Genomic DNA, 21,410 nt, shown 5'->3' with positions numbered 1-21,410 from the left:
TCAGCGCTGCCAACGGCGAGAGACCCTCCTGTGCCGCCCCGCACCCGGCTCGACCAGCCCGTGACGCACCAGCGCCCGATACACCCCCATCCGCGACGGCGGCGGATCCACGCCACGGCGACCGGCCTCGTGCGCCGGCCGAACCGGTCCCCACCGCGGATGCTGACGCCGCAACTCACACACCAGCACCTCCGCCGAAGACAGCACCTGTCACCCATGCCTTGGGACCGACGTGTCAAGCATGTCCCGGGACGGGACACGGATGAAAACATGACACAAGGCGTCGGGTTTCAGAGTGATCATCAATGCACCGGTCGGCGCCGATGTGGGCGTGGACCGGGTGCCTCATGGATAGACAAGGACCTCAATGCGCGAAACGCCCGTGGAACTCAAGGAGCTTCAGTCTCTCCTCGAAGCCTCCCTGTCCCGTTCGCCAAGGCGCGCCACCTGGCCGCCCGTCCCGCCGCCGCACACATGCGCGGTGAGGATCTGGGCGTGTTCACGCACGGCACAGTGGAGATCCTCAACCCCGAGGATGGGGAGCCGGCGGCGGACTGGCCGTACCTGTTCGCGTACTGCAAGAACTTCTACGGCGACGACGCCTTCGACCGGGACGACGACGTGGTCTACGGCCGGCCGCATCCGCACTGGATGACCGCCTATGCCCGGACCGGCCACGTACCGAGGGATCTGATCAAACGGCCGCGTAGTGGCGGAATCAACTTGTTCGACATGGGTGGGAGTCCGTCCGCCCGTGTTCTGTTGTGTTGCGAGAGGGTGGATCAAGGTTGACTGCGTTCGTACGGGACGTCGCCAGTATGGGGCGAGAGGCCATCGAGGTGGTGGGGGCTCGTACCAACAATCTGCGGGACGTGTCGGTGAGCATTCCCAAGGGGTGGCTCACCGCCTTCACCGGGGTGAGCGGCAGCGGCAAGACCTCGCTGGCCATCGACACCCTGCACAACGAGGCCCAGCTGCGGTACCTGGAGGGGCTTTCGCCGTTCGTACGGCAGTACATCACCCAGCGCAATCGGCCGAAGGTCGACCGCATCCTGGGGCTCGGCGTGACACTCGCCGTCGACCAGCGCCGCCTGAACCGCAACCCCCGGTCCACGGTCGCGACGATCACCGGCATCGACGGGCATCTGGGACTGCTGTACTCGCGCCTTCCGGGGATCGGCGCGGACCCGGCGGCGCAGAGCGTCAACGGGCCTCTGACGACCGCTCATTTCGACCGCAACACCCCGGAAGGCAGCTGCACGGACTGTCACGGCGTGGGCGGGCGCTGGCAGGCGCAGGAGGACCTCATCATCACCCATCCGGAGCTTCCCCTCTTCGAGGGGGCCTCGCCCTGGTACGCCAAGTGGCGGTCGGGGGAGCACGCGTTCGTGCCGGCGCTCGCCGACAAGCGCGGCGTGGACCTCGGCCTGCCATGGCGGTCGCTGCCGGAGGAGTTCCGCCACTGCGTGCTGTACGGCACAGGTGAGGAGAAGGTCGAGGCGACCGTCGACATGACCAGCAAGAAGGAGACGGTCTCGGTGACCTACACCTCCAGCCAGCCGCTGCGGGGGGCGCTGGCCGAGGTGGAGCGGGTGTTCTTGAACGCCCAGACCGCCAGCGCCAAGCAGCGCTACCTGCCGTACATGCGCAAGCAGCCGTGCGGCACCTGCGGCGGCAGCGGGTACGACCAGGTGGCCCGGTCCGTGCGGCTCGGCGGGCTGACCTTTCCCGACCTGCTCCAGGTGGACGTACGGGAGGTACGCAGCTGGGCCGAGCGGGTGGTCGGCGACCTGGACGCCCGGCAGCGCGAGGTGGGTGAGCCGCTGCTGCAGGACCTGGGCCGCAGACTCGGGATCCTCGACCGCCTCGGCCTGGCCCATCTCCAGCTGTCCCGGAGCGCGGCGACCCTGTCCGGGGGCGAGTTGCAGCGAACCCGGCTCGCCGCGCAGCTCAGCACCGAGCTGAGCGGCATCGTCTTCGTCCTGGACGAGCCCGGGACCGGGCTGCATCCGGCGGACAAGGCGCACCTGCTCGACATCGCCCTGGAGCTGCGCCAGGCCGGCAACACGGTGCTCCTGGTCGAGCACGACCCCGAACTGATCGCCCGAGCCGACTGGGTGATCGACATGGGGCCCGGCGCGGGCCGCCTCGGCGGTGAGATCCTGGTGTCGGGGCTTCCCGCCGACGCGGCCGCCCACCCCACGTCACTGACCGGACGCTACCTGGCCGGTCAGGGGCCACGGCTGCGCCGGACCTGCCGTCCGGCCGGGGATGACACCGGCTGGGTGGAGCTGCACGGCCTGCGTGCGCACAACGTGGCCGCGGACGTGGTGCGTTTCCCCGCCGGCCGGCTCACCTGCCTGACCGGAGTGAGCGGCAGCGGCAAGAGCAGCCTGCTCGGCGCGCTCGCGACGAGCGTGGAGGCCGCTTTGAACGGGACGACGATCGACACCGTGCGACAGGTGACCGGCCTGGAGGGGTTCGACTGGGTCGCCGTCGTCGATCAAGAACCGCTCGGGCGCACGCCGCGATCCAACCCGGCCACCTACAGCAAGGCGTTCGACGTCGTCCGTAAGCTGTTCGCCGAAACCGACATGGCGCGCGCACGTGGGGTCAACGCGTCCTGGTTCAGCTTCAACACCGCGGGCGGTGGCCGCTGCGAACCCTGCACCGGTTATGGCCGCAAGCTGGTCGACATGCACTTCCTGCCGGATGTGTGGGTGGTCTGCGACGCATGCCAGGGGCGGCGCTACACGCCGGAGGCCTTGGAGATCAAGTACCAGGGATTGGCCATCGATCAGGTGCTGGAGCTGACCGTCGCCGAGGCGGTGGAGCAGTTCTCCGAACCCCGGCAACTCGCCGAAACCCTGGGAGCCTTGGACCAGGTCGGGCTCGGCTATCTGCAGCTCGGCCAGAGCGCCACAGAGTTGTCCGGCGGCGAGGCGCAGCGGCTGAAGCTGGCGTCCGCCATCCAGCGCGGTGCCGCGGGCCGCAAGGCCGGTCTTGTCGTTCTCGACGAACCCGTCTCGGGCCTGCACCCCTCTGACATCCAGCGTGTGGTGGATGCGTTCGACGTGTTGCTCGACTCGGGCAACACCGTCGTCGTGGCCGAACATGACATCCCCGTCGCCGCGTCCGCGGACTGGGTGATCGACCTGGGGCCGGGAGCCGGTCCGGACGGGGGCGCGGTGGTCGCGGAGGGCACCCCGGACGCCGTCGCAACCGCGAACACCCCGACCGCCGGCTTCTTCCGGCGGTACGCGGCGGGCCTGCCGCTCCTGGAAGGGCCGCGGCTCGGGTTCATGTCGCCAGCCGCACAGTAACGAGTCGATCACGGCCGCGATCGGGGTGCGCGTCGGCCCAGGCGCGGATCTGTGTCAGACGGCCGGGCGGCCGCAGGCGACGTCCTTACCGGGCAGGACACCGTCGACCAGGTAGCCGGTGACCTTGGTGTCGACGCAGGCGTTGCCCGCCGCGAGGTAGACGCCGTGACGGAAGGCGCCGTTCAATGTGATCATGCGGGAGCCGGTCAGCGCCCGGTGCATGGCCTGCTGGCCGGGATAGGGCGTCGCGGGGTCGCCGGCCGCGCCGACGATCAACGCCGGTACGGAGTTGCCGATCCTCGTGGGCGCTTCAAGCGGCTTGACCGGCCAGAACGCGCACGGGGTGATGTTGCGGACGAGCGGTCCGAACAGTGGTTCGGCGGTGCGGTGCCGCTGGATGTCGCGGTAGTAGGTCGCCGGGTCGCGGGGTGCGGCCCGGTCACCGCACAGGATCGCCGTGCCCGCCCGGTCCGAGGCCGCTCCGGCACCGGTGAACAGGCCGTCGAGGAGTTCCTTCAGCGAGGCGGGCGGCGGTGTCTCGCCGCCGCGGCTCAGCACCCGCGCCTCCTCGGCGAGGACGGCATAGGACTGCGGGCCGTCGCTGTAGAGGCGTACGAACAGCCAGTACGGCACGACATGGGCATCGACGCGGTATCCGCCGATCTTCACGGGATGCCGGTTGATCTTCTCTACGGTCGCCAGGACGGCGTCACGTGTCCCGCCCAGCCCGTACTCCTTGTCATGTGCTGCGGCCCAGGACGCCCAGCGCCGCAGCGCGGCGTCGATCGCGGGGGCGGCGCGTGAGAGCATGCGCGGGCCGTACACCCGCGGGTCGACGGCGCTGTCGAGCACCACCCGGTCGGCCCGCGAGCCGAACATCTGCAGGTAGGTCGCACCCAGGTAGGTGCCGTAGGAGTAGCCGAGGTAGGACAGTTTCCGCTCGCCGAGCGCGGCCCGGATCACGTCCATGTCGCGTGCGGTGTTCCTGGTCGTGGCGTACGGCAGGGTCTGGAGATTGCCCTTGGCGCAGCCCGCCGCCAACTGTTCGGCGAGGCGCACCCCCTCATCGAAGGTACGCCGGTCGGGCCCCGCCGAGCGGAGGAAGGTGTCGGTCTGCCACCGGCAGCTGATCGGTGTGCTGCGGCCGACGAATCGGGGGTCCATGCCCACCAGGTCGTAACGGGCCGCGACCTCGGGCATCTCCTTGCCCAGGAGCGTCATCGAGAGGCCGGCGCCTCCCGGCCCGCCGGGGTTGAGCAGCAAGACGCCGCGGCGCCGGGAGGAATCGGTGGCCTTGATCCGGGAGAGCGCGATGGAGAGGGTCCGCCCCTGCGGTCTGCGGTAGTCCATCGGGACCAGAACGGTGGCGCATCGAGCACCGGCGGCGTCCATCTGTTCGCCCATCTGATCGCCGGGTCCGGTTGCGCAGGCGCGCCAGGTGATCGTCTGATGGTGGAAGCGGTCCAGGGGCGTGGCCGCCTGCGCCGGTCCGGCGGCGCCCAATCCGATGCCGGCCGTGAGTGCCACTGCGGCAGCCGTTCCACTCTTGATGAGGAGCATGCGTCGTTCCTTGGTGAAGGGGTTGTTTCCTGCGGATCCGGCGCGCGTCGGATTTCGACGCTCCGGTAGTGATGTGTCCGGTCTCAGGGGTGACCCCTGTTGATCGCTGATCACCGGCTGTATCCAAACTAGGGGCCTGAGCAGCCCCTGGACATCGTGCGGAAGGTCGATCCGGGCCCTGCCACCGGCACACCAACCGCCCGCTTCTCTGCAACCGCTGCCCTAACGACGACTCCTCCCAAAGGAGGACAAAGCGGGTCATGCTGGCGGCTACCTTCGTCTCATGAACGTGGTGCGACGATGGGGCCGCTGGTGGCGCGGCTTGCCGGTGATGGTCGCCGACAGCCTGCTGGCCGGTGTGTCGACCGCGCTGGCGGTGACGCAGGCCGCCTTGTCCGCCCATGACCCGGTCGTGCTGGCGTACCTGCTGGCGGTGCTCACCAGCGCGCCGCTGGTGCTGCGCAGGCGTCACCCCATCCTCGTCCTTGCGGTGATCACGGCGGGCCTGATCGGCTGCGGCCTGGCCGGCTATCCCAACGGATTCCAGGCCCCGCCGGTGCTGGTCAGCCTCTACACCGTCGCGGCCTACCGCCGGGAGGGCCACCGCGACGGCGCCCTGGCCCTGGTGTTGATGGCGGGCATCCTCGTTCCCGACCTCATCAGGTCCGGGCTGACCTTCGCGATCGTCAAAAGCCTGGTCGAGAACGCGCTTCAGCTCGGCGCGGCCTGGGCCATCGGGGACGGGGTGCGCAGCCGCCGGCTGCGCCACCAGGACCTCATCGAGCACGCCCGCCACCTGGAGATCGAACGCGAGGAGAAAGCCCTCCGAGCGGTCGCCGAAGAACGCGTGCGCATCGCCAGGGAACTGCACGACGTGGTCGCCCACCACCTGTCGGTCGTCTCGATCCAGTCCGGTGCCGGCGGTCGCCTGATCGACACCGAGCCCGACGCCGCACGCGAAGCGTTCACCGCGATCGCCGCCACGACCCGCGAGGCGCTGGCCGAACTCCGGAACATGCTGTCGGTCCTGCGCCTCACGTCCGACACCGGCGAGGACTCCTACGCCCCGCAGCCGGGGCTGGCCCAGCTGGACACGCTGCTGGAACGCTCCCGCCTGTCCGGCCTGTCGATCCGCCGGGAAACCTCCGGTCAGGTACGCCCGCTGCCGCCCGGCGTGGACCGGTGCCTGTACCGCATCACCCAGGAATCATTGACCAACGTGCTCAAACACGCCCCACACGCCGACGTGACCCTCACCCTGACCTACCACCCCGCCGCGGTCACGCTGCAGGTCGGCAACAACGGCCCGGCCACCACCGGGCACAGCGCCGACGGACACGGCCTGATCGGCATGCGCGAACGAGCCACCCTCTACGGCGGCACCCTCACCGCCGGCCCACGTACGGACGGCGGCTTCACCGTGACCGCGCACCTGCCCGCCTCCCCACTCGCCGAGCCCGCTTTCGCCACGGCCCACCCGCAGCAGAGCGCACCACGGCCCGGGGCGCCCCGATGACCGGCCCCGACGCCGACCGCGGGACCATCCGCGTCCTGGTCGTCGACGACCAGGCCCTGGTCCGCGCGGGCCTGGTCGCCCTCCTGCGCACCGACGCCGCTCTCGCGGTCGTCGGCGAGGCCGCCGACGGCCACGAAGCCATCGCCCAGGCCGCGGCGACCGCCCCGGATGTCATCCTGATGGACATCCGCATGCCCAACCTGGACGGCGTCGCCGCCACGCGCCACATCCTCACCCACGCCGCCGGCCCGGCACCGAAGATCCTCATCCTGACCACCTTCGACCTGGACGAACACGTCTTCGCCGCCCTGCGCGCCGGCGCCTCGGGATTTCTGCTCAAGGACACCCCCGCCGACCAGATGCTGGCCGCGATCGCCACGGTCGCCCGCGGCGAGGTGCTGCTGGCGCCCAGCGTCACCCGGCGCCTGGTCCACCATTTCGTCACCGCGCCCGAACCCAACCGGCGCCGGCCCGAGGAACTCGCCCGGCTCACCAGCCAGGAAACCGCCGTGCTCCACCTGGTCGGCCAGGGCCTGACCAACCAGCAGATCGCCACCCGCCTGAACATCGCCGAGGCCACCGTCAAATCCCACCTGGGCCGCCTCATGACCAAGCTCAAGCTGTCCAGCCGCGCCCAAGCCGTGGTCATCGCATACGAGACCGGCCTGATCGTCCCTGGAGCCGGAGACCGCATCTGATGCCCAGCAACTCACCGGTTCGGGAGCACCGGCCGGGACCTCCGGCATCGTGTCGACGACCTCGGTCTCCAGCACCACGGTGGCCCGGCGCAACGCCTCCGCGCCGCCGCCCGGCCTCCCTCAAGTGAGGCACTTCCCTGCGGCTTCCCGCCCCCCAGGCGAGCTACGACCCGTGCGATCTTCACGCGCTGACGGCAGGACGGTGATCTCTGTGCTCTCCATGATGACCTTCGCGAACGCGTCCGACTCGCCGAGGGGCGCGAGCCGGAACCCAGCGCGGGCATCACCGGCCCGCAGTCACTGCGGGCCGCGGAGACCGGGCAGCCGGCTCGCTGGTACTCGTTGATCAGCCCGCCGGACTCGGCGGCGCTCGATCCCGCTGGTCGCCTGTCGGTGCACTGTGTGCGGTGCGGACCGATCGCTCGGCGAACGCGTCGATCGAGGCGCTCGCGGTGGGATCTTCAGCACGTGCATGTTGTCGCTTGCGAGCACTTCATCGAAGCTGCTGGTGAACTTCGAGGAGGTTGCGGGCTTGCTGGGTAACCCATTCGCCATCACAGTGGGCGGTCTCAGGAGTCCCTCCTTGTTGCGGGTTGTCTGCGGCACGAGCTGCTCGTCGGGCAGGTAGGAGCCGTCGCCGGAGCAGCACCAGGTCGGGCCTCTTGAAGGTGTAGGCGAAGATGCCCTGGTTGTTGAACATCCAGTCGATGCTCGTGCCGTCGGCGATGTACAGCTCGCTCGCCTGCCCCGCCACTCATCCCCGAGCTGATCCGCAGATCGACATAGATCCTGATCTGTTGTACTCCGCCAATGCGGTTCGACTCCGAGGTGCTGGATCCGCCGGAGCCGGTCCCGGTGCTGCGGGACGTCCGCGACCGCCTCGACCGGGCCGCGGCCTTGTCTGGTTGACGAGGGTTCTGGCGGCAACGGCGGAAGATCCCGTCGGAGGTCGCCTTGCCGGCATCCGGAGCTGACGGGGTGCACTTCAGGGTGTGCCTGGCCAGCCTCCATCCAATATGTTAACCGTGGTTCCTGTTTCTTCCAGAGAGGTACGTACGTGGCCGAGTCCGACGAGCTGGAATCCCTCATCTCGCAGGGGCGCAAACATGGGGTGCGCAAGCGGGTCATCCTGCTGCAGGCGGCCCGGCTCTTCGTGGAGCGTGGTTACGCCGACACCGGGATCGACGACATCGGGGCCGCGGTGGGCATCTCCGGACCCGCGGTCTACCGGCACTTCCCCGGCAAGCAGGCCATCCTCCTCGCCCTGATCGAGCTGTCGCTGGAACGCCTTCAGGAGGGGACGCAAGCCGCGCTGGCCGACCGCGACCAGGACCCGCAGGAGGCGCTGATCGCCCTGGTGGACTGGTTCTCCCGGTCCTCCGTCGAGAACCGGAGTCTGACTCTGATCATGCAGGCCGAGCTGCTGTGGCTGCCGGAGCAGGATCGGCGGCGGCTCAACCGCCAAATGCGGCAGATACGTGAGGAGTGGGTCGGGCTGCTGATCGAGGTGCGGCCGGAGCTGTCGGACCTGGCGGCGCGGATCGCCGTCACCTCCGTCATGGGGATGGTGACGGCGGTGCTCGCCGCCCGGCTGGGCGATGACATCCAGGCGCTGAGTGTGCACCTGCGGGCCCAGATGCTCGCCGTCCTGCATGTGCCGGCTGGATTGTGACGGCTCTGGATCAAGCAAAAAGTTAACGTGTATATACTTTTTGCCATGGGAGGGCGCTGTGGGAGCGGACTCGGCGCACGGTCCGTGAGCGCTCGTCCTCGTACGGGACGTCGTAGCGCCAGTCGTCGCCGCTGGTGCGAGCCAGAACGAGGGGCAGGACATGATGGAACGCATAGTCGAGGCCAACGGGATCCGTCTGTGGTGCGAGACGTTCGGTGACTCGGCCGACCCCGCGCTGCTGCTCGTGATGGGGCTCGGCGCCCGAGGCGCCACCTGGCCTGATGAGCTCTGCCGGCTTCTCCAGGAGGGAGGCCGGTACGTCATCCGCTACGACAACCGGGACACCGGGCTGTCCGGCTGTGTGGATTACGAGGCCAACCCGTACACCATGGTCGACCTCGCCCAGGACGCGGTCGGCCTGCTCGACGGCTTGGGCATCGCCACGGCGGACGTGGTCGGCGCGTCGATGGGCGGCATGATCGCCCAGGAGATCGCGCTCGAACACGCTGACCGGCTGCGCAGCCTGACGGTCATCATGTCGAGCGCCGAGCCCCTCGACCCCGCGACCAACACCTTCCGGGGCACGGTACGCGATCCACGGCTGGCCGCCTGGGACGCCGAACAGATCGCCGATCCGCCCAGCACCCGGGAGGAGCACGTCGAGTCGCATCTCAAACTGGCGCGCATTCTCGCCGGACGGTTGACGGCGTTCGACGAGGCGGCCACGCGCGCGATCATCGAGCGGGAGATCGAGAACGCCACCGATGCGGGCCACGCCTCGAAGAACCACATCCTTGCGGCCTTCGCCTCCCGCGACCGTTCCGGGCTTGTCGGCTCGATCACCGCTCCGACCCTGGTGATTCACGGCTCGGACGATCCCATGGCGCCCTTCGCTCATGGCCAGGCCCTGGCAGCGGCGATTCCCGGCAGCGAGTTCCTGCCCATCGAGGGAATGGGGCACGGGTTCCCGCCGCAGGTGATTCCTCGGATCTCCGCCGCGATCCTCCGGCACACCGGGCGATAGCCGACAACCCGTCGATCGCGGGGAGCCACCCGCGGACGGCACGGTCGTGCATCCCCGACGTTCTACGCCCGCACTGCTATGGCGGAGATCGTGACGGCGAAGATGTTCGTGGCCGAGCTGGGTGACGGCCTCGTCCCGGTGTGTCGCGTCGCGGAGGAGCGCGGTGCTGATGCGACCGCCCCGTGGCCCGGTGAACAGCCGAGCCTCAGGATGCTCCATTGCTACTGAGGCCTCAGGATGTCCATGATGCTGCGCTTCAGTTCACCGGGACCCTTCACGTCTTACTGGGGAGCTCTGCAGAGCGTCGAGCCGGCATCGGTGATGCTGTGGATTACGCGGGATCGGGGCCGAGGTCGAGGGCCGGTTCGAGGCCGGGGAAGTCCCGCACGGCGGTGGCGAACTCCTGGAACAACAACCACTGGTCCTTGGTGATGATCCAGTCCTTGGTGATGGTGCCCGTGACCGTGCCCATCGCGCGGACTTGGGCGTCGCCGCCGGTCAGCTCGAAGACCGGGCCTCCACTGTCACCGTGCCTGGAGCTGTCGATCCGTTGCTTGGCCGAAACCAGGTTGCTGTAGCACTCCTGGTTGCCGTAGATGTCCTTGCCGCAGATCTCGCTGTACTTGTAGTCCACGGTTCGGCCGCACGAGGCTCCGGTGGTGGCGCCGGACATGCACAGCGACTGGTTCTTGTAGGTGAACCCCCATCCGACCACCGGCTTGGTGAAGTCGCTGACGCCGGGGGAGCCGTCCCACATCCTGCCGTTGCCCTTGCCCGTGCTGACAAGGCCGGTGACGCGGATGAGCAGGAGGTCGTGGGCGACGTTCTCCTGCTCGGCGACGCCGATGACCTGGCCGGCGCCGTCGGTGAACACGTCGCCGGGAGCGCCGCAGTGCCCGGCCGTCAGCAGGTAGCGGGTCGAGCCGATGTACACGGGGAAGCCACCGGTGCAGTTGTAGCCCAGGACGGGGCTCCCGCCGCAGCCTGCAGCGCCGCCGAAGGTGGCGTTGGCGATCGCCACGCCGCCGTACCAGGGGAGGTCGTCGTCGCAGCGGGACGTGAGCTGCAGCGGCTCCTGCGCGACCACCTGGACCGGGACCCCGACGTCCGGCAGCGCCTGCCGTACGAGGGCCATGTCCTTCTCCTCGACTGCCGCGGTGAGACCGCTGCCGTCGAAGGGCATCTGGACGGCGTGGACGCGGCCGCCCTTCTCGGCGCCCGAGGCGGCCCAGAGCCGGTCGGAGGCCGCGCTCAGTTCGCTCTCCGAGTATGCGGCCGGGCGCACCTCCACCGAAGCGATCTTCTCGGCCCGCTGGATCGCGGCCCGGATCGGGCCGGGGACCTTGCCCTTCCACCACAGGATCACCCGGTCCTCGCCGAGTTCGACGCCCGCGTACCCGCCGCCGTCCACAACTTTCCTGATCTGGTCGGCGGCCGCCGTCAGAGTGCTCTGCGGTGTGTCCTGCGGTGTGTCCTGTGGTGTGTTCTGGGTGGTCGCCGCGCGGACGGGAGTGGCGGCGGAGGTCATCGCCAGTGCCGCCATGAGGATGCCCGCGATCTTCGTCCTTAACTGCACGCTGCTCGGTCTCCTTCGTGGTTGCCTTCAGCGGACGAAGCTAGAAGCGTTGTCTTGTGATCGGGTTGGATCGGTCTTGCGAAACCTGGCAGGCTCGACGAACGGGCCCTGAGTCCCATCCATGCAGGTCAGGCCCGTATCCGTGGCATTTCCGGCGGCGGCCGTCCCGTGAGGGCGTCGGACGCGCCGACCTGCCCGGATCTGGTCGGCGGTCGTCGCCAGTCAGCCCCAACCCGGCCACAAGTCGCAAGCGCAATCCTCGCCCCATGCGCGTGAACAAGATCGCCTGGTCGGCCGCGGTGCTCGCGGCGGCCGTCGGGCTCACCACCACTCCCGCCGCACCCGCTGCGGCGGCGCCTGCCATCACCGTCAAGAGCGACTTCAACGCCGACGGGTACAACGACGTCGCCGTCGGCATGCCCACGTACCCGGGCTATCTCGGCACGAAGAACAGCGGCATGATCGCCGTCCTGTACGGCGGCCCGAACGGACTCAGCGGCGCCAAGCAGTTCCTGCGGCCCACGTCCGGCTGCTCGGGTGAATCGGCCGACGTCTGCCAGGGCTGGGGCAAGGGACTGGCCGCGGGCGACGTCGACGGCGACGGCAGGACCGAGCTGGTCAGCGCGGGGCTGCGCGAGCGGCAGGTCTTCTCCTGGACACCGGGCGGGATCACCCGGCAGGGCAGCTCAAGCTCGGCGTACTTCCGGGGGCTGACCGTCGGCAACGCCGACAGTGACTCGCGAACCGACGTCATGGGACTGTTCGCCTCTGGCTGGTTCGCATCCTTCGGTGGCTGGTACAACGGCGGCACCTTCGAAAAGACGCCGCTCAACGCCCCGAGCGGCCCCTTGCTGCAGTCGACGGCGATCGGCACCGTGAACGGCGACGACATCATGGAAGCGATGGTGGTGCTCGCCCCCACCTACGGGTCGACCAGCCACGAGCTGTGGTACATCGACAGCCCGCGCAACCCGGCCCACACCCCCATGCTCATGGGCAACACGGCGGCCTGCGACAACCCTGAGGCGACCAAGCCCGCCTGTACCACGAAGGACTCCCAGCTCGGTCTCGGCGACGTGAACGGCGACGGCTACCGCGACCTTGTCATGGTGACGCCCAGCACCGGTACGGTGCACGTCTGGTACGGCTCCTACTACGGCGCCGGCATGCTTCAGCCCGGCTTCACGGCCCGCAACCTGTCCTGGCTGACCACGCTCGGGTCCACCGACATCACCGTCACCATCGGCGACACCAACGGCGACGGCCCCGGCGAGATCGCCATCGGCCTGCCCAAGGCGACCATCGGCGGCAAGGCGGCCGCAGGGGCCGTGGCGCTGATCCCCGGGACCGCCTCGGGCCCGGACGTCTCCGCTGCCCGGATCCTGACCCAGGACGGCATCGCCGCACCCGACACAGCGCCTTCGGCGGATCCGATCGCCGAGGAGTCCGTGGCCGACGACCGCATGGGCGAGGCCGTCTCGATCATCGACGTTACCGCCGACGGCAAGGGCGAGCTGATCATCGGCGTGCCCGGCAAGAACGGCGGCAGAGGCATGCTCGCAGTGCTTGCCGGCACCGCCACGGGGCTCCCGTCCTCTGCGCAGTCCATGCACGCGATCCCCAGCGGGGTGAGCGCCGCGGATGCCCGCTTCGGCGCCATCATGCTGAGATAGCGCCACTGCGGGCGACGCCGACATGGACATCCGCGGCCCTGCTGTAGGGGAGGGCCGCGGACTCTCGCGCCTATCTCCCCAGAGCTCGTAGCTGCCGTCGCCGTCTCCGGCCCGCCGCGCTGGATTACGCGGCCACGGTCGCGGCGGCGTTCGAGGGCGCTGCCATGGCCGGCGGTGCCGCCGGCAGAAGCATGCCGGCCGCACCCATCAGCACGATGATGGTTGGCCTGAGCGTCCCGCCACCAGCTCCACGCGCACTGCACGTGCAGGTCGGCGATGCCGGGGCCGGTGCAGAAGACGTGCACCCTGTCGTCGGAGCCGATGTAGGGGGCTGCGCAGGACCCCAAGAGGGAACTGGCTGTGCTCGCCGTGGGCGGAGCCCGGTCACCGACCAACGCCATGACCGCCATCACCCTGCTGAAGAAGATCGCCGACGAGCGCGGCGGCGACTGACCCGCCTTCCAGGGGGCTCAGGCCGGAAGGGCCGACGTCCGCGGCACGCGCGGCAGGACGTGCTCGCCGACCCGGTACGCCTCCTCCAGATGCGGCCACCCGGACAGCACGAACTCCTCCACTCCTGCCGCCGCGTATTCGTGGAACAGCGCCGCGACCTCGTCGTACGAGCCGACCAGGGCGGTGCCGGCACCCTCGCGCACCAGCCCGACCCCGGCCCACAGCCCCGGGTGGATCTCCAGCTCACGGGTGCCGCCGGCGTGCAGGTCCACCATGCGGCGCTGGCCGACGGAGTCGTAGCGGGCGAAGCGGCGTTGGGCCTCGGCGATGCGGCCCGGGTCCATGCCCGCGAGCAGCCGGTCGGCCTCGGCCCAGGCGGCTTCGTTCGTGTCGCGGGCGATGACGTGCACGCGCAGGCCGTACCCGAGGGTGCGGCCGTGCGCGGCGCTGAGCGTGCGCAACCTGGCCACCCGCTCGGCGACCGCCTGCGGCGGCTCGCCCCACATGAGCACGACGTCGGCGTGGCGGGCGGCGACCTGCTCGGCGGCCGGGGAGGCGCCGCCGAAGTAGAGCGGCGGCCTCGGGTCGAGCGGCGCGGGCAGGCCGCCGCCCTCGACCCGGTAGTGCTCGCCGTGGTGGCCGAACGGCGCGCCGTCCCAGGAGCGGCGGAGCACGTGCAGGAACTCGGCGGTCCTGGCGTAGCGGGCGTCGTGGTCGAGGAAGTCGCCGTACGCGCGCTGCTCGACTGGGTCGCCCCCGGTCACGACGTTCAGCAGCAGCCGGCCGCCGGAGATCTCCTGGAAGGTCTGGGCCTGCTGGGCGAGCAGGGTGGGCAGCGCGTAGCCGGTGCGGAAGGCGACCAGCAGCCGCAGCCGCTCGGTGTGCTGGGCCAGGGCCGCGCACACGATCCACGGGTCGGGGCAGCCCGCGCCGACGGGGGTGAGCGCGGCCTCGAACCCGCCCTGCTCGGCCGCCCTGGCCACCTGCGTCAGGTACGCGACGGTGGCCGGGCGGGCGGAGGGGCGGTAGGCGTCGGTGGTGGTGATGGCCGAGCGTACGTCGTGGCCGTCACCGGTCGTGGGCAGGAACCAGTGGAAACGCATCAGGAAACCTCGGGGTCGGACGAGGCGGCCCGCCGGACGGCTGCGGCCACGGTCTCGCGTACGGACGGGAAGTCGGGATGGGTGCGCGGATCGGCCGCGCGCGGCAGCTCCGAGGGCTGGTCGAGCACGATCGTGCCCGGCCCGCGGCTCATCACCAGCAGGCGGGTGCCCAGGTAGACGGCCTCGTCGACGCTGTGCGTGACGAACAGCACGGTCTTGCCCGTGGCCTGCCACAGCCGTCGCAGCTCCTCCTGGAGCCGCTCCCTGGTGAGCGCGTCGAGCGCGGCGAACGGCTCGTCCATCAGCAGGATCGCGGGGTCGGGCGCGAGCGCCCGGGCGATGGCGGCGCGCTGCTGCATGCCGCCGGACAACTCGTACGGCCGCCGCCCCGCCACCTGGCCCAGCCCCACGAGCGTGAGCAGCTCGTCGGCCCTGGCCGTCCTGACCCGCTTCGGCACTCCTGTCATGCGCAGCCCGAACTCGACGTTACGCCGTACGTTCAGCCAGGGGAACAGCCGCGGCTGCTGGAACACCACGCCCCGGTCGGGACCCGGCCCCGCCACCGGCTCGCCGCCCACCGTGACCGTCCCGGAGGTGGGCGCGGCGAACCCGGCGACGAGCCTGAGCAGCGTGCTCTTCCCACAGCCCGAGGGCCCGACGATCGTCACGAACTCGCCCGCGCCGACGTCGGCGCCGATCCCGCGCAGCGCCTCCACCGGCTCCGCCTTCGACCAGCGGGAGCGCGGCCGGTAGGTGAGCGAGACGCCCACCAGCCGCACCGCCGCCGCGGTGAGCGTGTCAGCCCGCGACGGCATCGCGCAGGTCCTTGGTGTCCAGGCCCTTCTGGTAGACCTCCAGGGCGGGCACCTCGGGCAGCTTGTGCTGGGCCTTGAGGAACTCGGCGGCGCTGCGCAGGTTCTCGGCCAGCGCGCCAGGCTTGTCCGGGGTGCCCAGGTAGGCGGGGCCGGCCTGCTCCTTGGCGTCCAGCAGGATCAGCTCGTCGATCTGCCCGGCGGCCTCGTCGGGGCTCAGGTTGAGCTGGCGTCCGACGGCCGCCGCCGCGGCCCGCTTGTCGGTGCGTACGAGCTTGACCGCCCGGTCCTGCTGCGTGAGCCAGGTGCGCAGCGCCTGGGGGTAGGAGGTGGCGAACTGGGTGCGGACGACGGCGAGGTCGGCCGTCAGTTTTCCCTTGGCGGCCAGCTCCTTGCTGGTGACCAGCACCTTGCCGCTTTTACGCAGCTCGCCGAGCACGGGCGTCCAGACGTAGGCGGCGTCGATGTCGCCGCGCGTCCAGGCGGCCTGGATGTCGGGCGGCTCCAGGTCGACGACGGTGACGTCGGACTCGCTCAGCCCGGCCTCCTGGAGCGCGGCCAGCAGGCTGTAGTGCGAGGTCGACGAGAACGGCGTCGCGATCTTCCGGCCCTTCAGCTCGGCCACCGAGCCCGCCTGGCGGGCCACGAGTGCCTCGTTCTCGCCGATGACGTCGAAGATCCACGGCACCTGGTACGGGATGTTCAGCGGCGCGGACAGGCCGCGGGTGACCGGGCTGCTGCCGGCCAGGCCGATGTCGATGCTGCCCGCGACCATCGCGGTGTTCACGTCGCCGCCCGAGTCGAACTTGATCCAGCTGATCTTCGTGTTCGGCAGCGCGCTCTCCAGCCAGCGCTGGTCCTTGACGATGAGGTCGCCGTTCGGGATGAGCTGGTAGCCGATCCGCAGTTCCTCGGGGCTGCCGTCGGCGCCGGTGGCGGCTCCGGTGCCGGTGGAGCAGGCCGCCAGGCACAGTGCGAGCGCCAGCGCGGGGATGAGGCGGTGTTTCATGGCTGATGCCTTCGCAGGGGGGTCAGGCCTTGCCGCGCCAGGGCACGAGCAGGCGCTCGGTGAATTGGAGGAGGGTGTCGATGAGCAGGCCGGACGCGCCGATGACGAGCAGCCCGAGCACGACGACGTCGGTCTGGTTGTAGCGCTGGGCGTCGCGGATCATCCCGCCGATTCCCGGCACGCCGTTGACGGTCTCGGCGGCCACGACCGTGGTGTAGGCCACCCCGACCGCGACCCGGACGCCGGTGATCACCTCCGGCAGCGCCGAGGGGAGCACGATCCGGTACGGAAGCTGCCACCGCCCGGCCCCCAGCGACCTGGCCGCGTACAGGTAGTCCTCGTGCACCCCGCGTACCGCGTCGGCGGTGGCCACGGCGACGGGTGGCAGCGCGGCCACGAACAACAACGAGACCTTGGGCGGCTCGTCGATGCCCAGCCAGATGATCAGCAGGCTGAAGTAGGCCAGGGGCGGCAACGTGCGGACGAACGTGATCAGCGGGTTGAGCAGGGCGCGCACGGTGGGGACCAGGCCGACGACCAGGCCGAGCGCGATGCCGTACAGGCTGCCGAGCAGGATGCGGCGCAGGCTGGCCAGCAGGTGCTCCGACAGCAGGTAGCCGCCGTAGCCGCGCTGGCCGTCGTGCACGGAGGAGGTCAGGAAGAGCTGCTCCCACACCGACCCCGGGCTGGGGACGAACACCTCGGGCCACAGGTGGGAGGCCGCGACCGCCCACCAGATCGCGGCCAGCAGGACCACCCCCGCCACCCGAAGCCCGACCCCACGGATCACCGTCTCCGCCCCTATTCCACAATAAGCGACTGGTTTAGTGGGAATTAAGGTAGACGATCCCCCGGCCACACGCAAGAAGAATGACGCGCCGGCCCCTTCGGGCGCTGTTCTGTGCGCCGCGAGACCGGCCCTGCGGAAAGGCTCGGTCCCGCGGCACGGGGTCAAGCGTCGATGGAGACCCTGGCGTACTGGTAGGTCGTGTCGCCGTTCTCGTCGCCGGCGTGCCAGCGTCCGGTCATGATCTCGTTGGGCCACGCCCTGGAGGAGTGGTCGTTCTCCTTCATCTGCCCGCTCCACCTCCGGTCGACGAGCTTGACGACCTTGCCCTGCCAGAACAGCGCGGCCGGGTAGTACTCCGTCCAGCCGTGCTCGTCCCCGTCGTGCCTGCGGCCTGCGAGGCCGTGATTCTCCGGGGTGGTGTAGAACGAGGGTTCCTGCACGTGGACGCCGAAGATGTCGATGCGGACCACCGACACCTGCACATCGTTGATGAAGATGCGGCTGCACCAGTACGTGGTGTAGCCGTTCTCGTCACCGTGGTGAGCACGGCCGGTCAGTACCTCGTTGGCCGGACAGATGAAATCGCTGTCCGATTCCCGCACGGTCGCGGTGGACGTGGTCCTGACCTCGATCGTCGCGGCGGCCGCAGCCGGAGCGGCAGGGGCGAGGGTCAGCGCGGCGGCCGCCACCATCGCGGCGGCCAGAGCCTTTTTCTGCATGTTTCCGTCCTCGGGTTCTGGTTCCGTCCTGATGGGGCGCCGCTAGCCGCTGAAGGTGACCGTGGCGAACTCGTAGCCGGTCTGGCCGTTCTCGTCGCCGGAGTGCCAGCGGCCCGTCATGACCTCCAGTGCCCCCGCCTTCGTGGAGTGGTTGCTCTCACGCGGATAGGTGACCCAGTGCCGGTCGACGAGCTTGACGACCTTGCCCTGCCAGAACAGCGCGCCCGTGTAGTACGAGGTGTAGCCGTTCTCGTCCCCGTCGTGGCTGCGTCCGGTGAGGGCCTGGTGGGCCTGGGTGACGAAGAACGATTCGTTCTCCGGTTCGGTGCTGCCGAGGAAACTGAGCCTCAGCGTCGTCACCTGTTCGTTGTCGATGTAGATGCGGCCGCACCAATAGGTGGTGTCGGCGTTCTCGTCACCGATGTGCTCTCGGCCGATCAACACCTCGTTCGTGGGGCAGAGGAACTTGTGGTCCGACTCCTGCACGGTCGCGCTGTGCCCGGGACGGATCTCGATCACCGGGGTGGCCGCGGCCGTGGCGGGGGTCACGGTCAGGGCGGCCAAGGCGACTCCGGCCATCGCCGCGGGCACAACCTTCTTGTTCATGGTCAGGTCCTCCGGTAGGGGTTCACGGTGTTCCGGCATGCTTGATCACGGTGAGCCGGCCGCGTACGGTCCGGTCGCATGAGAACGGCCGGCCCCCTGCGCGGGCCCCGCCGATCTGGTCGGAAGTACCGGCCGCAGGGCACCAGGCCCCACTCGTACGTCCAGCACAGCTCCACGGTGAAGGGGCGGCCGGCCTCGTGATGGACCTGGCGCCGAACAGCACGGCGGCGATCCGCCTGCCGTTGGTCCCCCTGAAGAGTCGTGACACCGATGATTCCCATCTCGTTTCCCGGCCAACCCCCGGCACAAGTGCACAGCCGCGGGCTTGGAGGTCAGTTGGATCTCGCTGAGATCAACACGAGTCGCGCCGGCGTACGACGGTGCGCCTTGTCACCGCCGGCCGTCGGCCGAGGAGAAGGTGACCGAGGTGACAGCGAGTCGGTGAGGCTCGGCCGGCCGGGGGCCGCGTGGGCGTGCCGGACGAGGACGAGCTCGGCCGGCGCGCGCCGTATTGCCTCGACGCTTGGCAGGGAGGAACTGCGCTGGTGGCTCGCGGCCATTTCCACGTGCCTCCGCGGCGACGGCCTTTCTGGTTTACTGCGAATCATGAACGGGGTCTTGGTCGCCGGCCGATATCGCCTGATCGAGGAGATAGGCGCAGGTGGGATGGGCCGCGTCTGGCGCGGCCAAGACGAGCTGATGCGGCGTACGGTCGCCGTCAAGGAGATCCGCCTGCCGACGCCAGGCGAACACGACTACGAGCGGATCCTGCACGAGGTCACGTCGGCGGCTCAGCTCCACCACCCCTGCGTCGTGACGGTTCACGACATCGTCCCGACCGACGACGGTCCGATGATCGTCATGGAGTACTTCGCCGGCCGCTCGCTGGCCCAGGCCGTCGCCACCGAGGGCCCGCTCCCGGTGGCGCACGTGCGCGGGATCGCCGTCGACGTGCTGAACGTGCTGGTCGAGGCACACAAGGCCGGTATCAACCACGGCAATCTCAGGCCGTCGAACATCCTGCTGTCCGACACCCGCCTCGTCGTGACCGACTTCAGCGTCAGCCGTCCGGCCGAGGAACGCCCGCCCACGGACGCGCCGTTGGGCGTCGCCGCCTTCCTGCCGCCGGAACAGGTGCGCGGCGAGGACACCGGCCCGGCGGGCGACCTGTGGTCGCTGGGCGCCACGCTCCACGCCGCGATCGAGGGGCGCTCGCCGTTCGAGGGTCCCACCCTCGTCGCGACGCTGGCGGCGATCCTGGCAGCGGATCGTCCTCGCCCGGAACGGGCGGGGCCATTGGCCCCGCTGCTGGACGCCCTGCTCCAGCGGGATCCGGCGCGCCGCCCGACCGCCGCCCAGGCGCTGGCGCTCCTCGCGGCAACTGCCACCCGGCAACCCGCCGCACCTCCCAGGGCCTTACCCGCCGCCCCCTACCCGCCGCACCCCGCAGCGCCCGCCGTACCGTCGAACGGGCCCTACCTCGCGCCGCCGGCCGGGCCCCCGCCCCTGCGCCGCCGCAGCCTCCTCCTGTACGGCGGAGCCGCCGCCCTGCTGTCAGCCGCCGGAGCCGCGGCCGTGATCCTGCTGGGAGACGACGACACCCCCGCGCACACCCCGCAGGCCCAGCCGTCGCCCACGCCGAAGACCAGCGGGCCGCCTACCCCGGCGACCATCGCCCTCAAGTGGACGGCCCTGCACACGTTCACCGCCCACGACAAGAAATATCCCGGCAAGGCCATATTCACCCCCGACGGCGACTCCGTGATCACCAGCGCCTACCGTGGGGGCGGTGTGGTCGCGGTGTGGGACATGCGCACCGGCAAGCGCCGGCGTACCTTCGGCGACACCGATCTCGGCGCCGACTCCCTGTCCTTCAACCCGGACGGGACCAGGCTGCTCACCGAAGGCCTGACCTGGGGTTCGCTGTGGAATCCGGCGACCGGCGCCCTGGTCAGGAGGCTGTCGGGACACGACACCTTCTGGGCGGCGAAGTTCAGCCCCGACGGCTCGGTGCTGGTCACCACCGGTGCGGGCGAGCCCGTCCTGCTGTGGAACAAGGACGGCAAGCTGATCGCCAAGCTGAAGGGGCACAAGGGCATCGTCTGGAACCCCGCCTTCAGCGCCGACTCCAGCCTGCTCATCACCCCCAGCGAGGACCGCACGGCCCGGCTGTGGGACGTGCGCGAACGCGAGCTCCTGCACACGCTCAACGGGCACGAGGACATCGTCACCGACGCCTCCATCAGCCCCGACGGCAAGCTCGCGGCCACGTCCAGCCGAGACGGCACCACCCGGCTGTGGGACACCGCCACCGGCGAGCAACTGGCCGAACTGGAGGGCGAGGCCTACAACCTCGCCTTCCGCCCCGCCGGCCCCGCGCTCCTGGCCACCACCGACATCACCGGTCCGTTCAGGTTCTGGGACCCCGCCGCGCCCGCGCGGCCCACGGAGCTGCCCAACCAGGGCCGGCTCAACGCCCTGGCCTTCTCCGCCGACGGCTCGCTCCTGGCCACCTGCGCCGAGAGCGGCGAGATCCACCTGTGGGACGGTGCCACGGGAGCCGCAGTCGCGACCCTCACCGGCCACACAGGCGCGGTGCGGTTCGCGGTCTTCAACCACGACGGCACCGCACTGGCCTCCTGTGCGGAGGACGGTACGGCACGCGTCTGGCAGCTCTCACGATAGGTCGGCCGTTCACCCGCTTCACGGAGGGCCGCGTTCCCCGTCTGGCAAGCCGACGTCATCATCAGCGAGCCCCGCTTCGCCGCCGCCCGCCACTGCCGCCTCAAAAGCCCCCAGCAGGAAGACCTTACGCATGCGCACCATCCACGCCGTCACACATCCGGAAGCGACGCACCACGTCGAGAGGGTCGTCG

General features: G+C 70.2%; 17 protein-coding genes and 1 pseudogene. 8 read left to right on the top strand and 10 right to left on the bottom strand.

From position 1 onward, the window contains the following. Positions 1 to 3: 3 nt before the first annotated feature. Positions 4 to 204: pseudogene (locus tag ABZ459_RS18930) on the bottom strand (IS481 family transposase); the annotation flags it as partial. 291 nt (positions 205 to 495) lie between these two features. Here ABZ459_RS18930 and ABZ459_RS18925 point away from each other — a divergent pair. Then, positions 496 to 792, top strand: coding sequence for a hypothetical protein (locus tag ABZ459_RS18925; protein WP_357971542.1), 297 nt, complete (start codon positions 496 to 498; stop codon positions 790 to 792). A 26-nt stretch (positions 793 to 818) separates the two neighbouring features. Further along, positions 819 to 3,323 (top strand): excinuclease ABC subunit UvrA, encoded by a 2,505-nt coding sequence (locus tag ABZ459_RS18920; RefSeq protein WP_357971541.1) that lies wholly within the window; start codon positions 819 to 821, stop codon positions 3,321 to 3,323. Positions 3,324 to 3,377: 54 nt separating this feature from the next. On the opposite strand, the gene ABZ459_RS18915 is transcribed toward ABZ459_RS18920, so the two are convergent. Then, positions 3,378 to 4,883: an alpha/beta hydrolase gene (locus ABZ459_RS18915; protein ID WP_357971540.1), complete on the bottom strand. Its 1,506-nt coding sequence runs from the start codon at positions 4,881 to 4,883 to the stop codon at positions 3,378 to 3,380. Positions 4,884 to 5,166: 283 nt separating this feature from the next. Between ABZ459_RS18915 and ABZ459_RS18910 the strand changes: the two genes are divergently transcribed. Together ABZ459_RS18910 and ABZ459_RS18905 are read left to right on the top strand one after the other, a co-directional pair. After that, entirely contained in the window at positions 5,167 to 6,399 is a 1,233-nt protein-coding gene (locus tag ABZ459_RS18910; RefSeq protein WP_357971539.1) for a sensor histidine kinase, read from the top strand. Next, positions 6,396 to 7,097: a response regulator transcription factor gene (locus tag ABZ459_RS18905; protein WP_357971538.1), complete on the top strand. Its 702-nt coding sequence runs from the start codon at positions 6,396 to 6,398 to the stop codon at positions 7,095 to 7,097. Before ABZ459_RS18910 ends, ABZ459_RS18905 begins: the two co-directional genes overlap by 4 nt. A 493-nt stretch (positions 7,098 to 7,590) precedes the next feature. On the opposite strand, the gene ABZ459_RS18900 is transcribed toward ABZ459_RS18905, so the two are convergent. Then, positions 7,591 to 7,851: a hypothetical protein gene (locus tag ABZ459_RS18900; protein ID WP_357971537.1), complete on the bottom strand. Its 261-nt coding sequence runs from the start codon at positions 7,849 to 7,851 to the stop codon at positions 7,591 to 7,593. 303 nt (positions 7,852 to 8,154) lie between these two features. On the opposite strand from ABZ459_RS18900, the gene ABZ459_RS18895 reads away from it, so the two are divergent. Next, positions 8,155 to 8,769, top strand: a complete 615-nt coding sequence (locus tag ABZ459_RS18895; RefSeq protein WP_357971536.1) for a TetR/AcrR family transcriptional regulator — start codon at positions 8,155 to 8,157, stop codon at positions 8,767 to 8,769. Between the two features lie 160 nt (positions 8,770 to 8,929). Beyond that, a complete protein-coding gene (locus ABZ459_RS18890; protein WP_357971535.1) occupies positions 8,930 to 9,793 on the top strand; it encodes an alpha/beta hydrolase in 864 nt (287 codons plus the stop codon). Positions 9,794 to 10,124: 331 nt separating this feature from the next. Here the strand turns inward: ABZ459_RS18890 and ABZ459_RS18885 are convergent, their stop codons facing one another. Then, positions 10,125 to 11,369 (bottom strand): hypothetical protein, encoded by a 1,245-nt coding sequence (locus ABZ459_RS18885; protein ID WP_357971534.1) that lies wholly within the window; start codon positions 11,367 to 11,369, stop codon positions 10,125 to 10,127. A gap of 266 nt (positions 11,370 to 11,635) precedes the next feature. Here ABZ459_RS18885 and ABZ459_RS18880 point away from each other — a divergent pair, with 266 nt between their 5' ends. Beyond that, positions 11,636 to 13,042, top strand: coding sequence for a VCBS repeat-containing protein (locus ABZ459_RS18880; protein WP_357971533.1), 1,407 nt, complete (start codon positions 11,636 to 11,638; stop codon positions 13,040 to 13,042). 470 nt (positions 13,043 to 13,512) lie between these two features. Here ABZ459_RS18880 and ABZ459_RS18875 read toward each other — a convergent pair whose 3' ends face one another. The 6 genes from ABZ459_RS18875 to ABZ459_RS18850 form a co-directional block, all read right to left on the bottom strand. Continuing rightward, positions 13,513 to 14,598, bottom strand: coding sequence for an LLM class flavin-dependent oxidoreductase (locus ABZ459_RS18875; protein WP_357971532.1), 1,086 nt, complete (start codon positions 14,596 to 14,598; stop codon positions 13,513 to 13,515). After that, positions 14,598 to 15,413 (bottom strand): ABC transporter ATP-binding protein, encoded by an 816-nt coding sequence (locus tag ABZ459_RS18870; RefSeq protein ID WP_357971531.1) that lies wholly within the window; start codon positions 15,411 to 15,413, stop codon positions 14,598 to 14,600. Before ABZ459_RS18870 ends, ABZ459_RS18875 begins: the two co-directional genes overlap by 1 nt. Beyond that, a complete protein-coding gene (locus ABZ459_RS18865) occupies positions 15,397 to 16,419 on the bottom strand; it encodes a glycine betaine ABC transporter substrate-binding protein (protein ID WP_357971530.1) in 1,023 nt (340 codons plus the stop codon). The genes ABZ459_RS18870 and ABZ459_RS18865 overlap by 17 nt, the downstream gene beginning before the upstream one ends. Before the next feature lie 22 nt (positions 16,420 to 16,441). Then, positions 16,442 to 17,209: an ABC transporter permease gene (locus tag ABZ459_RS18860; protein WP_357971529.1), complete on the bottom strand. Its 768-nt coding sequence runs from the start codon at positions 17,207 to 17,209 to the stop codon at positions 16,442 to 16,444. Positions 17,210 to 17,370: 161 nt separating this feature from the next. Beyond that, positions 17,371 to 17,928, bottom strand: coding sequence for a hypothetical protein (locus tag ABZ459_RS18855; RefSeq protein WP_357971528.1), 558 nt, complete (start codon positions 17,926 to 17,928; stop codon positions 17,371 to 17,373). A 42-nt stretch (positions 17,929 to 17,970) separates the two neighbouring features. After that, positions 17,971 to 18,534, bottom strand: a complete 564-nt coding sequence (locus ABZ459_RS18850; protein ID WP_357971527.1) for a hypothetical protein — start codon at positions 18,532 to 18,534, stop codon at positions 17,971 to 17,973. A gap of 606 nt (positions 18,535 to 19,140) precedes the next feature. On the opposite strand from ABZ459_RS18850, the gene ABZ459_RS18845 reads away from it, so the two are divergent. Continuing rightward, positions 19,141 to 21,219 carry a serine/threonine-protein kinase gene (locus ABZ459_RS18845; RefSeq protein WP_357971526.1) on the top strand — a complete coding sequence of 693 codons (2,079 nt, stop codon included), beginning with the start codon at positions 19,141 to 19,143 and terminating at the stop codon, positions 21,217 to 21,219. Positions 21,220 to 21,410: the final 191 nt, after the last annotated feature.

It is taken from the genome of Nonomuraea sp. NPDC005692 (assembly GCF_040631115.1).
Lineage (GTDB): Bacteria > Actinomycetota > Actinomycetes > Streptosporangiales > Streptosporangiaceae > Nonomuraea.
Note: the sequence above shows the minus strand (reverse complement) of the source record. Positions and strands in the feature narration are given on the sequence as shown.

What these genes read in the sequence shown, in the direction of transcription:
- ABZ459_RS18865 (WP_357971530.1), bottom strand. Translation starts at nt 16,419, where the DNA reads ATGAAACACCGCCTCATCCCCGCGCTGGCGCTCGCACTGTGCCTGGCG.
- ABZ459_RS18880 (WP_357971533.1), top strand. Translation starts at nt 11,636, where the DNA reads ATGCGCGTGAACAAGATCGCCTGGTCGGCCGCGGTGCTCGCGGCGGCC.
- ABZ459_RS18920 (WP_357971541.1), top strand. Translation starts at nt 819, where the DNA reads ATGGGGCGAGAGGCCATCGAGGTGGTGGGGGCTCGTACCAACAATCTG.
- ABZ459_RS18890 (WP_357971535.1), top strand. Translation starts at nt 8,930, where the DNA reads ATGATGGAACGCATAGTCGAGGCCAACGGGATCCGTCTGTGGTGCGAG.
- ABZ459_RS18875 (WP_357971532.1), bottom strand. Translation starts at nt 14,598, where the DNA reads ATGCGTTTCCACTGGTTCCTGCCCACGACCGGTGACGGCCACGACGTA.
- ABZ459_RS18915 (WP_357971540.1), bottom strand. Translation starts at nt 4,883, where the DNA reads ATGCTCCTCATCAAGAGTGGAACGGCTGCCGCAGTGGCACTCACGGCC.
- ABZ459_RS18850 (WP_357971527.1), bottom strand. Translation starts at nt 18,534, where the DNA reads ATGAACAAGAAGGTTGTGCCCGCGGCGATGGCCGGAGTCGCCTTGGCC.
- ABZ459_RS18845 (WP_357971526.1), top strand. Translation starts at nt 19,141, where the DNA reads ATGAACGGGGTCTTGGTCGCCGGCCGATATCGCCTGATCGAGGAGATA.
- ABZ459_RS18855 (WP_357971528.1), bottom strand. Translation starts at nt 17,928, where the DNA reads ATGCAGAAAAAGGCTCTGGCCGCCGCGATGGTGGCGGCCGCCGCGCTG.
- ABZ459_RS18910 (WP_357971539.1), top strand. Translation starts at nt 5,167, where the DNA reads ATGAACGTGGTGCGACGATGGGGCCGCTGGTGGCGCGGCTTGCCGGTG.
- ABZ459_RS18905 (WP_357971538.1), top strand. Translation starts at nt 6,396, where the DNA reads ATGACCGGCCCCGACGCCGACCGCGGGACCATCCGCGTCCTGGTCGTC.
- ABZ459_RS18870 (WP_357971531.1), bottom strand. Translation starts at nt 15,413, where the DNA reads ATGCCGTCGCGGGCTGACACGCTCACCGCGGCGGCGGTGCGGCTGGTG.